Annotated in this window: 8 protein-coding genes and 3 pseudogenes; 6 read left to right on the forward strand and 5 right to left on the reverse strand. The window is 58.2% G+C overall.

Annotation, left to right across the window (positions count from 1 at the left end; translation table 11 throughout):
• Positions 1-203: 203 nt before the first annotated feature.
• Complete coding sequence (locus tag JNJ68_RS14060) at positions 204-674, reverse strand: hypothetical protein (RefSeq protein WP_294983019.1); 471 nt, start codon at positions 672-674, stop codon at positions 204-206.
• A 22-nt stretch (positions 675-696) separates the two neighbouring features.
• Here JNJ68_RS14060 and JNJ68_RS14065 point away from each other — a divergent pair.
• Positions 697-1,066: pseudogene (locus JNJ68_RS14065) on the forward strand (transposase); the annotation flags it as partial.
• On the opposite strand, the pseudogene JNJ68_RS14070 reads toward JNJ68_RS14065, so the two are convergent.
• Positions 1,060-1,191: pseudogene (locus JNJ68_RS14070) on the reverse strand (transposase); the annotation flags it as partial. The pseudogenes JNJ68_RS14065 and JNJ68_RS14070 overlap by 7 nt on opposite strands.
• A gap of 274 nt (positions 1,192-1,465) precedes the next feature.
• Between JNJ68_RS14070 and JNJ68_RS14075 the strand changes: the two are divergent.
• Entirely contained in the window at positions 1,466-4,276 is a 2,811-nt protein-coding gene (locus JNJ68_RS14075; RefSeq protein WP_294983011.1) for a calcium-binding protein, read from the forward strand.
• A 176-nt stretch (positions 4,277-4,452) separates the two neighbouring features.
• A protein-coding gene (locus JNJ68_RS14080) for an IS3 family transposase (RefSeq protein ID WP_294983012.1) occupies positions 4,453-5,564 on the forward strand; the annotation gives its coding sequence in 2 pieces (ribosomal slippage) (positions 4,453-4,756 and positions 4,756-5,564; 1,113 coding nt in all).
• Between the two features lie 338 nt (positions 5,565-5,902).
• Here the strand turns inward: JNJ68_RS14080 and JNJ68_RS14085 are convergent.
• Both JNJ68_RS14085 and JNJ68_RS14090 read right to left on the reverse strand, forming a co-directional pair.
• The gene (locus JNJ68_RS14085; RefSeq protein ID WP_294983013.1) at positions 5,903-6,190 is read right to left on the reverse strand and encodes a hypothetical protein; all 288 of its coding nucleotides are present in this window, start codon (positions 6,188-6,190) and stop codon (positions 5,903-5,905) included.
• A 472-nt stretch (positions 6,191-6,662) separates the two neighbouring features.
• Positions 6,663-6,971: pseudogene (locus JNJ68_RS14090) on the reverse strand (transposase); the annotation flags it as partial.
• Positions 6,972-7,717: 746 nt separating this feature from the next.
• Between JNJ68_RS14090 and JNJ68_RS14095 the strand changes: the two are divergent.
• The 3 genes from JNJ68_RS14095 (at position 7,718) to JNJ68_RS14105 (ending at position 11,307) form a co-directional block, all read left to right on the forward strand.
• Positions 7,718-8,263, forward strand: a complete 546-nt coding sequence (locus tag JNJ68_RS14095) for a hypothetical protein (protein WP_294983014.1) — start codon at positions 7,718-7,720, stop codon at positions 8,261-8,263.
• A gap of 78 nt (positions 8,264-8,341) precedes the next feature.
• Positions 8,342-10,006 (forward strand): type I secretion system permease/ATPase, encoded by a 1,665-nt coding sequence (locus JNJ68_RS14100; protein ID WP_294983018.1) that lies wholly within the window; start codon positions 8,342-8,344, stop codon positions 10,004-10,006.
• Complete coding sequence (locus tag JNJ68_RS14105; RefSeq protein ID WP_294983015.1) at positions 10,003-11,307, forward strand: HlyD family type I secretion periplasmic adaptor subunit; 1,305 nt, start codon at positions 10,003-10,005, stop codon at positions 11,305-11,307. Before JNJ68_RS14100 ends, JNJ68_RS14105 begins: the two co-directional genes overlap by 4 nt.
• A 171-nt stretch (positions 11,308-11,478) precedes the next feature.
• Here the strand turns inward: JNJ68_RS14105 and JNJ68_RS14110 are convergent, their stop codons facing one another.
• Positions 11,479-12,162, reverse strand: a complete 684-nt coding sequence (locus JNJ68_RS14110; RefSeq protein WP_294983016.1) for a recombinase family protein — start codon at positions 12,160-12,162, stop codon at positions 11,479-11,481.
• Between the last annotated feature and the right edge of the window lie 41 nt (positions 12,163-12,203).

The following is a 12,203-nucleotide window of genomic DNA, read 5'->3' on the forward strand; positions in this document are numbered from 1 at the left end:
ATGGAGACGCGGGATAACAAAGGGGCTGATGGCGGAGGGGATGGTTCTGACGCCGAACCTTCTCTACTGTAAGCCATTGAATCAATTAAGATAGTGGCCCAGACACTAGCAACCGCGGTTGCTGTCTTGCAACCGCGCGGCGCGCATCAGTTCAGCATCGCCACTCTAAGTCCATGTTAAGGCACCGCGTGCGCCCCGGCGGGTCAAGGGATCAGCCACTCTATCTCAACGGCAAAGCGTTGTGCACTCTCCGCACTACGGTGCGGGAGCGACGCGATGAATCGGGCGATGTCGAAGTTGGGCTCGGCTTCCAACAGACGTGCCCGCATCGCTTCTGCCGCCGCGCTTTCTCCAAGCGCCCGATAACAGGCCGCCATATAGCCGAAGTGATAGTAGGACGGGTTCGTGATGTGGCGAAATGCAGCCAGAGCGTCGGCGTGACGGCCCAAAAGATGCAGGCTCCGACCCTGAATGTTCCAGAACCACTCCAGATGCAGCGGATTCAGGCGCATAGCATCACGGATGCGCGACAGCGCCTCTTCCGGGCGGTCGATATAGATCAGATAGCGCCCATACTCGATCAACAGCAGATCGTCGTTTGGATTTGCAGCAAGACCTGCCTCAAAGTGATGTCCCGCCCGGTGGACTTGCCCGGAAAGAGTGGAGATCACCAACTGAGGAACCAGGAGGTGTTCTATGGGAAACGGGAACAGACCGACGCCGGAGTTTCGGCGTGAAGCGGTGCGTCTGGCATTGACCAGCGGTCGGACGCGGCGGGAGATATCGGAGGATCTGGGTATTGGCTTGTCGACGCTGACGCGATGGCTGAGCCAGGAGCGCGATGCTGGTGAGCCGAGTGAGGCACCTGTCGATCTGCATGCCGAGCTGAAGCGTCTACGTCGGGAGAATGCGGTCCTGAAGCAGGAACGCGACATCTTAAAAAAGCCGCGGCCTTCTTCGCGAGGGAGGGAAATCGGTGAAGTTCGCCTTCATCGATGCAGAGAAGGCCAGTTTCCCGATCAGCCGGATGTGCTGCGTCCTCGGGGTCAGCCAGAGCGGTTTCTTCTTCCAGCTGAAGTGGGTCGCCTGGCTGATCCCGGCCTTGCGGCAGATCTCCGCGACCGGCGCCCCTTCCTCGCCCTGCTTCAGGATGAACGCCTTCTGCGCGTCTGAAAACTTGCTCGCCTTCATACGATTCCGCTCCTCTCCCAGCCAGGAAAGCGTAGCGGAAAACTCCAGCTTCAAACGGACCAGGTTCAGGGCTTCAGATCACGACATATGCCGCATCAAAAATCAAAGTCGGGCTCATCGCAACTTTTCCGAAAATCTCGCAGATCAGAACAATCTCCCGTCATCAAGATCGAATGGAGAGATTTCTAAAAACTTCATTTCTAGACAATTTCAAACTTTTAAGAATCGTTAACTCGAGTGATTGCAGATTGTTCTTGGGTGTGCGGAGAGCAAAATGGCAATTCTGAATCTAGGGGGATTTTCCCTGAATCCTGGTTATATCGGCGAAATTGCAAAAGACGCGCTCTTCGGCGCAAACTTTCTATTCAATCGGGATGGGACCTCATCTCCAGGCGAGATCGATCCAAATTATGTAAAATTCATTGAGGAGGCAAACGTTTCGACGCTGAGGTATCCGGGCGGAACTCTTGCAGAAGAACGTATCGACCTAGCTGACCCTGAATCGCTCTCGGCGAACTACATGAACCCTGACTATAAGGTTGGTGACCCAACAGTTCCACTTAGTTCCTTCCTTGCCTTGTGCGAGGCGTCCAATTCTTCCGCGACGATCGTGTTACCCACATATCGCTTCCTGAAAGACGCGCCGGATTCCTCCGGCCATCGGGCGATCGACATCACTGAGGAAGCGAACCTCAGATCATATATCAAGTCTGCGCTTGCGGCTGGCACCGAACTTGGAGTGAGCATCGCTGGATTTGAGATTGGGAACGAGTGGTACGTAGACAACACGGAAATATTTGGATTTCGTATGTCGCCAATTGAGTATGGTCGGGTTGCGAACTACATTGCCGCGATTGTCCAGAGCGAAATAGATCATTATCTAATGTCTGGTAACTACGACCAGACGGAGGAACCGGCAATCATCATTCAGGTCGGTCCTGGAGGAGATAAGGAGTGGTATAAGCCCTCAGGTTTCGCACCCGACGAAAACTATATAGGGAAATTGGTTTCTGCGACTGAATTGATTGCGACGCAGTTTTCCGACATCAATGCGAGAAAGGCGGTTGATGGCATCCTTATGCATCGTTATCTTCATGGATCGGACAGCATGACGGGAGAATGGGTGTATAACCCATTCGTCACTTGGTCCAGCATTACCGCAAAAATGCCCGGATTCGCAATCGTAGATCGGTACGTTACTGAGTGGAATGTATCTGCACGGAACCAAGCCGAGCGCGGACTGGCCCAGTTCGATTCTATGGTTGAGCTATTTCGGGAGATGCTTCTGGTTGGAGTGGATCATGCCAACGTCTGGGCGGTGCAGCAGAACAACGGAACTCGGATGATAGCAAATAGCGGCTCCGGGACAGCGCCCTTCGGTGGTCTTACCTTCGGGGGCCTTGCGTTCGATATTTGTTCAACTCAGCTAAGAGGGCTGAAGGTGATACGGGCGCCGGAGGAGATCTCGGGCATCTCAGTGAATGCCTTCGGTGGCCAGGGAAGGGAAGTCATCTTCCTGACAAACCGTAGTGACGAAAATCGAACTCATACGGTCGATCTCAGGAAGATCGTGCCCGGCGGGCATCACGCCACGATATACTATATTGGTGTGGGCGAAGATGGCAAACCCGAGGTTTTTGTTGAGACAGTCCGCATAGGAGCAAAAACACCCTACAAGGTCCTTCCGTTTGGGAGTCAGGAGAGCGTCGTAATTGTGATCGCTCGACCGGGAGTCGGTGTGACTATCGAAGGATATGATCTGAACGACCGGCTTGATGGCAGCCTTTTCTCCGACACCATCCTTGGAGGCTCTGGAAACGATACCTGCTCTGGGGGCAACGGAAGTGATCTTCTGAATGGGGAAGACGGCAACGACATTTTGATTTGCGGAAGCGGAGACGATACGATCCTCGGTGGTGATGGCAGCGACTATTTAGATGCCGGGAGCGGAAATGACAGAATAGTCTTTTCTAGCGGGCAAGACACAATTTTTGGGGGTCTTGGAACGGACATAATTTCATTCGAGCAACAGAGTGGCTCTGTTGTATTGGATCTCGCTTCTCCTGATGTCGTGCGCTCGCTTCTCGGTGGTTCCACGCTTAACTCAGTTGAGGGGTATTCAGGAAGTACATTTGATGACACGTTGTACGGTGCCCAATTTGATGACCTGCTGTTTGGAGATTCGGGAAATGACAAGCTATTTGGCAACGCAGGTGCGGACCAGCTTCGTGGCGAGAGTGGAGAGGACCTAATCTATGGGGGCGACGGCCTCGATTCTCTTTTCGGCGGTAATGATCGCGACACTGTGTTTGGAGACGCGGGGAATGACTTAATTTACGGGGGCGGTGGCAATGATCTTTTAAATGGCGGTAACGGAAGTGATTCAGTGTTTGGGGAAGATGGTGACGATTTCATCTTTGGTGAAGATGGCGATGATCGTCTTGAGGGAGGAGCCGGTAGAGACAAGCTTTATGGTGGCTCGGGTTCGGACACACTTAGTGGTGGTGTGGGAGATGATGATCTGTCAGGCGGTGACGGCAACGATTCCCTCACTGGAGATGATGGCAATGATCTAATATTTGGAGAAGGCGGGTCAGATCGCCTTTTCGGATCTTCAGGTATGGACAATGTGTATGGCGGCGAGGGAAATGATCTGGTCTACGGTGGCGAGGGAAATGATTTACTCATGGGAGATTCCGGCGATGACTGCATATATGGTGATGGTGGAAATGACCATATTGTTGGCGGAGGCGGAAATGATCGGCTTTTCGGAGGCGTGGGCAATGATTTTATCGTAGGTGGCTCGGGTTCGGACGTTCTGAGTGGAGGAGCTGGAGAAGATACGTTTGTGTTTCACGAGCAGTTTTCCAAAGCGCGAGTATGCGATTTCCGGGACAATGTTGACACCTTGCAGTTCTACGATGTCTTTTTCACGGAAGGGATGTCCGTGAGGGAATTCGTGGATACATTCTCATATATATCTGGAAAAAATGTCATTTTTGACTTTGGGGACTTGGGGGAGTTAACTGTCTGTGGTGTAAAATCACTTCAAAATCTCTACGATGACGTAGTACTCTATTTTTGATCTTTGCCGATCGAACACCGCCAGGTCAAGGCTCATTGATTTTACCAGTGCAGCGTGATTCAGGCTCCGCAAGGAGACTGATCTATGAGCAATTTTGATCTCCTCCCCGAGAATCGGACAGTGAGGGAAGCTACGATCTGACGTCTGCTGATCTCCAAGAGCGAGGAGATCAGGACATGAAGAAGCGCAGGAACCATGACACGGGGTTCAAGGCCCGCTTCAAGGCCCGCGTGGCGCTGGAAGCCGTGAAGGGCGGGCGCACGGTGTCGGAACTGGCTGCCGAATATGGCGTCCATCCGACGATGATCCACCAGTGGAAGAAGGCGTTGCTGGAGGGCGCGGCGGACATCTTCGAGCGAGGCAGCAAGAAGGCCCCCGAGGTCGATGAAGGCACGGTGCGTGCGCTGCATGCGAAGATCGGGGAGCTGGCGGTCGCCAACGATTTTTTGTCACGAAAGCTCAAGCCTTGGACCAGCAAGTGAGGCGCGGCATGATCGAGAAGAACCACCCGAGCCTGTCGGTCGGGGCACAATGCCGCCTGTTGTCGATCTCGCGGTCATCGTTCTATTACGCGCCGCAGGGCGAAACGGCGATGAACCTCGACCTCATGCTGCTGATCGACAAGCAGTTCCTCGAGACCCCGTTCTGCGGCGTGCGGCAGATGACATGGCACCTGCAGAACGAAGGCCATGCCGTGAATGAAAAGCGCATCCGGCGGCTGATGCGCCTCATGCGGTTGATGCCGATCTACCAGAAGCCTGACACCAGCAAGCCCGCGAAGGGCCACAAGACCTACCCCTATCTGTTGGGCGGGCTGCGGGTGGAGCGGCCCAATCAGGTCTGGTGCGCCGACATCACCTATTTGCCGATGCGCAAAGGCTTCATCTATCTGGTGGCCATCATGGACTGGTTCACCCGCAAGGTGCTGGCCTGGCGCATCTCCAACACGCTGGAGGCGGACTTCTGCATCGAGGCGCTGAACGAGGCGGTTCACAGGTTCGGCCCGCCCGACATCATGAACACCGACCAAGGCAGCCAGTTCAAGTCCTTCGCATGGACTGACCGGCTGAAACGGATCGGCACCCGGATCTCGATGGACGGCAAGGGGCGCTGCCTCGACAACATCTTCATCGAGCGCCTCTGGCGGTCCCCGAAGTATGAATGCGTCCACCTGCACGCATGGGAGACCGGATCGCAGGCCAGAACCGGCATCGAGCGCTGGATCACCTTCTACAACACCCAGCGGCCCCACGCGGCCCATGGCGGACGCCCGCCCGCCGTGGTCTAGTTCAACACCATCGAAACCGATCAGCAGGTGCAGGCAGTAGCTCAAATCTCCCGGAAATCTGTCCAAGAGTTGCGGAGGAGCTCAGCGGAGCTTGCGACCTACCCCAGCAAGTAGGGCCTTACCGACAAGGCTTGCGAGCTCTTGGTGCGGCCGATCGAAGGGTGAACCTGCGAAGTTTTGTGGATCTGGAAGATGCGCCTCGTGGTCGCCCGACGTTCACGACTTGCTAACTATCTTCTGTTCAACTCAACCTTGGCGAGAGCAGCCCAATAATTCAATCAACTAAAAACTGAATGCACTGAAGCATCGACTGCACCAACTGAACTCGGATTTACCATCTAGATTCTCGCCGCCCAGACCCGGAACCTTGCCTGCCCGGTGACCCCTCGGACGAGATCTCGCCGGACCAGCAGGTCAAGATTGCGCAGCACCGCGGCGCGGCTGGCGCCAGTTTCGGACCCGGCCTGCCCCACTCCGCGCATCGGCTGCGATGCAAGCGCCGCGATCAGCCGGGCGGGCGTGCGGCCGGTCAGGTCCGCCGTGCCGACCAGGGCCCGGTCGCGCCAGGCGGCCAGCCGCTCCAGCGCCATCAGCGCCGCCAGCACGGCCCGATGCGCCCCCTGCACCCAGGCCGCCAGCCGTCGCTCCGGCGGGCCCGAGGCGACAAGCGCCCCAAAAGCCGGTCAGCGCCAGCGGCAGGAAGGCCAATCCCCCTTGCCCCGCCGCAAGCCGCGCCCCCAGCACCGCCGCCTCCAGTCCGAGCAGATGCTCCGGCCGCTCGTCCAGGCTCCGCCACAGGTGAAACGCCGCACAGCCCCGCGTCACGGCGGATCGCCCGTCCAGTCCCGCCAGCACCCCGGCAAGGTCGAGGGCAAGGTCCGCATCCCTGCGTCGCAGCTGACGCGCCAGTCGGCGTCAACGCGGAGGTTCGAATATCCTGGACAACTTCATCGGTTGGACAAACGTCGCCCGGATTGTCCGCAATCCGCTTCAAAGAAGGGTGTGGATGTATTCTCTCATCTCCTCGGCACAGTTAGACAGGTGCCAATCAGACGTCCGCGCCGATCGTCCGGTCCCCTTTTTCGCCCGCAGACTCTAAGCCATGCGGTGCGCCTTCAGGTAGGTCGCGTCGATCAGGACCGTCATATGCTCGGTGCCTTCGGAGGCTAGTCCCTCCATTATCCTCGCAAAGACTCCTATGTCACCCCACCGCTTCCAACGGTTGTAGAGCGTCTTCGGCGGGCCATACTCACGCGCGGCGTCGCACCAACGCAAGCCATTGCTATTGATTAATATTATGCCGCTCAACACGCGTCGACCGTCTACACGCGTCTTGCCATGGCTCTTCGGGAAGAACGGCTTCAACCGCTCCATCTGCTCGTCGGTCAGCCAGAAGAAGTTGCCAATCACCTCTCCCGTCAGTTCGGGAGCTTGAATCATGCAGGCAGGGCTGCTCAAGCCGATTAATGGGTCCTGACCGTAATGAGGACGCTCTACCGCATGATGTGCTTGGTCGCATGGATCAAGCTATGGCGATCATACGCTTGCCGTTCCGGTTGTCGGTTCACTGTCGCCTAGGTGGATTCAATTAACTTCCCATTAACCCTCGCGGCATAACGTGGGCGAAAGTGACCGAATCCTAGGTGGCCCATGCATCCGAGCGAGTTGAAGAACCAAGCCCTTGTCGCCGCTGCGAAGGCTGAGCGCGACGGGTTCGCCGCGACCGCTGAGGCCCTGAAAGCCTTGGCATTTGGATGTGCGGCAGAAGCGCGCGACCTTCTGTTGAGCCCTCAACGCGATATCCTACAGACCAAAGATGATTCTGCCCAAGATAGAATTTTCTTCCTCAGCATGATCTATTAAGAGAATCTTTACCAAGCTCGGCTGTTCTCCAAGGTAGATGCTGCTTGGAGATTGCTCAGAATGAGACAATGGCAAAAGGACGCTCTGCGCGTCATCCGTGAAGCCCGCGCCCACGCTACCAGGATCTCCGATTCCAGACTGCACGTGGCGTGCAGCCGTTCCATCGACGCGATGGTCATGGACGGCTGCATAATGCCGTCGGAGCTGCGCATCTACGCCCGGCAGATCCGCGAGACCTACGGCAATCTGGAGACGGAGGCCGCGTGTCTGAATGCAACGGCGCTGGCGGGGTGATCGAGATGGATATTCTCCAGCTTTACAATCATTTTGCGTTTCTGATACTCTCGGCATCCCTGCTTGCCGTACTTGGCCTTCGGGGCGTGACGGGTTCGGCCTCCGCACAGGTCACAATGATCCGCGATTTCCGTACTTTGGCGGAACGGGCTGACCGGAATTGCCTGTTGGAGCGGACCACCGAGCTTGAGCTGGATTTGGACGCATCCTCGACCCACAGCGCAGGAAACGTGCTGGCCTTCCCTTCGGATCGATCCGGTCGGCGCTTTGTAAGTGCATCCGACCGGTTCATCCGAACCCTCGCAGTCATCACAAAAGACAGATGCGACCTGAGTGTGTGGTGCCTCCAGCCGCGTCTTGGGGAACTGAAGCGCCTGGATGCAAATTGTCAGCGCCTCCGGTCCGCATTGGAAGTCGGACGCATTCAATTGGCTACAAAAGAACCTATCTTGCCCGAAAGATGCGCCAATCATGGACCTGAGCGACTGCCTGCCGACGGGATCGGTGGCGTACGACTTTGGTTTCATCTGATGCAGTGGTGAGCTCGATTGGATAGTAGCCACAAGCGTTTGGGTATTCAGGAACTTCGATCGGCGCGGCGGGAGGCGTCCGGGCTGATCATGGCAATAGTTGTGTTCAGTGTGTTTATAAACGCTCTGATGCTCACCGGCCCGCTCTTCATGCTGCAAGTCTATGACCGGGTGCTGGGCAGTGGGTCCGAAGCAACGCTGGTTGCGCTGTCGATCTTGGTCATCTGCCTGTTCCTTGCCATGGGTGTTCTGGAGAACGCCCGTGGCCGGGTGACGGCGATTGTCGGGGCACGGTTTCAGGAGCGGCTTGATCGGCGCGTCTTTGTGGCCGCGATGCAGCGTTCGGCAGTTGCTCCCAACGATCCGACTGCGATGGCGGCGCAGCGTGATCTGGAAGCAATCCGGACCTTCCTCGCTTCATCGGTCTTCCTCGCACTGATGGACTTACCCTGGACCCCCTTCTTCATCGCAGCAATCTTCATCTTTCATCCGCTCCTTGGCTGGCTTGCGATCGGGGGCGGGATATTTCTTATTTCTGTCACGACGCTGAACCAGATCCTGTCCAAACAGCCGCAGAAGGAAGCAGGCTTAGCATCGGTACAGTCAGAACGGCTCTCCGACCAGTTGAAGAATGAGGCCGAATCGCTGCAAGCGCTTGGCATGTCCAAAGCCGGATATGATCGCTGGCAGGTGGCACGACGCGTAGCGCTTCAAAGAGGTATTGCGGCGACGGAATTGGCTGGTGGCTTTGGCTCGATGACCAAGACCTTCCGGCTCTTTCTGCAATCCGCGATGCTGGGCCTCGGAGCCTGGTTGGTGCTGCAACACCAATTGACCGCTGGCGCGATGAGTGCAGGCTCCATCCTGATGGGACGTGCACTCGCACCGATCGAGATGGCCGTGGGACAATGGCCGACGGCGCAACGCGCAAACGAGGCTTGGCATCGGTTGTCCGAGCTCCTGTCCCATGCTTCACCAATTCCTCCGCGCACCACTTTGCCGCGACCAAGAGCCTTGCTTGAGGTCGAAAGGCTGACAGTCGGCCCGCCAGGAGAACAGGGAGCAATCCTGCGTATGGTCAGCTTCAGGGTGGAGCCGGGACAGGCGATCGGTGTGATCGGCTCGTCGGGCTCCGGCAAATCCACTCTGGCCAGGGCCCTGACCGGGATCTGGCGGCCACTTGGTGGCACAATCCGGTTGGATGGCGCGGCGCTCGATCAGTACGAACCGGACGTGTTGGGACGTCTGATGGGGTATCTGCCGCAAAGAATGATGCTCTTCGACGGTACGATTGCCGAGAATATCGCGCGCCTCGATGCCCAGGCCGACGCTACGCAGATCGTCGCGGCGGCGAAGAAGGCCGACGCCCACGACATGATCGTCAAGCTGCCCAACGGCTATGATACACGCATATCGGCGGCAGTAAGTAGACTTTCGGGCGGGCAGATGCAGCGCATCGGTCTCGCGCGGGCACTTTATGGGGATCCGGTGCTGCTCGTTCTCGATGAGCCAAACTCAAATCTGGACAACGAGGGGTCAGCTGCAATGAACGCAGCAATCCGGGCCATGAAGGCGGATGGCAAATCGATCCTCATCATGGCGCACCGACCCGCAGCAATTCAGGAGTGCGATCTCTTGCTGGTGCTGGAGGGCGGGATGCTGAAGGGATTCGGCCCGCGCGATCAGGTGCTACGTGAACTGGTCAAGAACCACACAGAGGTCTTGAAGACACAGGCGTCGGGTGGTGTGGCATGAACGAGAAGGCCGTGACCTGGTCAGCTGGCCGTCCGCTCTTCTGGGGTTTCCTGACACTGCTGCTTTTGCTCGGTGGGCTTGGGGCCTGGTCGGTGTTCACAACACTGGCGGGGGCTATCATTGCGCAGGGCCAGGTAGAGGTGTCGCAAAGCCGACAGGTCATCCAGCATCTCGATGGCGGCGTAGTGGCGGAAATCCTCGTAAAGGAAGGAGACAGTGTCCATGCGGACGCAGTGCTTTTGCGACTGGATGGTAGTCAGCTGCGATCCGAACTCGCGATCCTCGAGAACCAGTTCTACGAGAGCAGCGCTCAGCGGGCGCGGCTGGAAGCAGAGCGGGATGCTGCCGAGACCATTCGCTTCCCGCTGGAGCTGCTCAACGCAGCAGCAGGCAGCCAAGATATCGCTGGGATGATAGAAGGTCAGGCAAGTCTATTTGCTGCCCATCAGGAGTCACTCACCCAAGCGATCAATCAGCGCCGGACACGCGCCGGACAGATTTCCAGCCAGGTAGAGGGCATCGAGGCGCAGCGGGCGGCGATTGACACCCAGATTGTGCTTCTGAAGCCAGAGTTGGCCGCACAGAAAGAGCTGCTTGATAAGGGATTGACCCAAGCCTCGCGCGTCTCGACCATTGAGCGTGAACTGGCGCAAGCAAACGGTCGCAAGGGCGAGCTGACCGCAGGGTGGGCCGAGGCGGCGGGCCGTATCACCGAGATCGAGATCGAGATCACGGCGCTTGCAACGCAGCAGCGAGAAAAGGCGGAAGCCGAGTTGCGTGATGTGGTTGCCCGCCAACTCGAGCTCGTAGAACGGATGAATGCGCTCCATGACCGCATCTCCCGGCTTGATGTGAAAGCGCCGACATCTGGCATAGTTTTGGGGCTGAAGGTCACTACACCGCACTCCGTCGTCAGGCCCGCCGATGCCCTGATGTTCATTGTCCCCCAGGATCGGCCCCTCCTCGTGGTCGCTCGCGTTCCCGTTACGCATGTCGACGAGATTCGGCCAGGCCAGGAAGTGCGGCTGGTACTTTCTTCCCTGCCATCCAGAACGACACCCGAGCTTCACGGCCTTCTGACTTTGATCTCTGCCGATGCCTTAACGGACGAGCGCACCGGCGCAAGTTACTATCGCGCCGAGATCGCCATCGACCTTGCCCCTCTGCAGGACATCGCTGGCGCGGCTGTGGTACCCGGTATGCCGGTCGAGGCCTTCATTCGCACCGGCGACCGCACGCCGCTCTCCTATCTCCTAAAACCATTCACGGATTACTTCCGGGCCGCCTTCAGAGAGACCTGAGGACTTGCCGATAGCTCTACCTGCGGCGCTGTCAGACGAATGCGAACTGGTCTCCGATCGCCCCACCCAGCTGAGGTGTCAGGCAGCGAGAAGGCCCCGCCACTCGGCGAGAACGGCGGCGCGGTTGCCCCAAGGACCCTCGTTGTGGACAAGGGACGACCGCGGGACAGGTCAGGAGTTACGATCAATTAGGCACTTAACGTTCCCGACATTCCACGCCCTACCACGCCGCGTTCTGATTCCGCGCGCTGTGAGCTCTGCCGCGATCTCCCGCAAGGAGGTGTGCCCCTCCGCGCGAATGTCCGCAAGCACTGGCGCCAGGTCTGCGGCAAACGCGGCTGCATTGGCCGACACAGCGGTCCTGAGTGCAACGCCGCCTTTACCGGCCCGCCGGAGGCTCGCCGCACCATTCGGGTTGCCGAGCTTCATCCCACGTGCCTTGGCGACCGCCAGCGCTTCTTTTGTCCGCCGCGAGATCGCTTCCCGCTCGGCCTGGGCCACCAGCGCCATGATCCCAACGGTCAGATCGTTGGCTTCCGGCATGTCCACAGCCACGAACCTCACCCCGCTGTCGCGCAGGGCAAGGAGGAAGGCCGCATTCCGGCTAAGCCGGTCCAGCTTTGCGATCACCAGGGTCGCGCCGGTGACCTTCGCCAGGTGCAGCGCCTTCGCAAGCTCTGGCCGATCGGCCTTGCGCCCGCTCTCGACTTCGGTGAACCGCGCCAGCACGTCCGCGCCGCGGGAGACGGCGAAGTCCTCGATCACCTTGCGCTGCGCTTCGAGCCCGAGCCCGCTCGCGCCCTGCCGCGCCGTCGAGACCCGCTCGTAGGCCACCAGCCGCTGTCCTGCCGCCATCTCCGCCCCCTGTACACAACTGCCTAACGTTCGTTGCGCAG

Origin of the sequence: Tabrizicola sp. (assembly GCF_016793705.1) — a bacterium.
Lineage (GTDB): Bacteria > Pseudomonadota > Alphaproteobacteria > Rhodobacterales > Rhodobacteraceae > Tabrizicola.

Coding starts and splice junctions, on each gene's coding strand:
- JNJ68_RS14075 (WP_294983011.1), top strand. CDS start 1,466: ATGGCAATTCTGAATCTAGGGGGATTTTCCCTGAATCCTGGTTATATC.
- JNJ68_RS14100 (WP_294983018.1), top strand. CDS start 8,342: ATGGCAATAGTTGTGTTCAGTGTGTTTATAAACGCTCTGATGCTCACC.
- JNJ68_RS14105 (WP_294983015.1), top strand. CDS start 10,003: ATGAACGAGAAGGCCGTGACCTGGTCAGCTGGCCGTCCGCTCTTCTGG.
- JNJ68_RS14110 (WP_294983016.1), bottom strand. CDS start 12,162: ATGGCGGCAGGACAGCGGCTGGTGGCCTACGAGCGGGTCTCGACGGCG.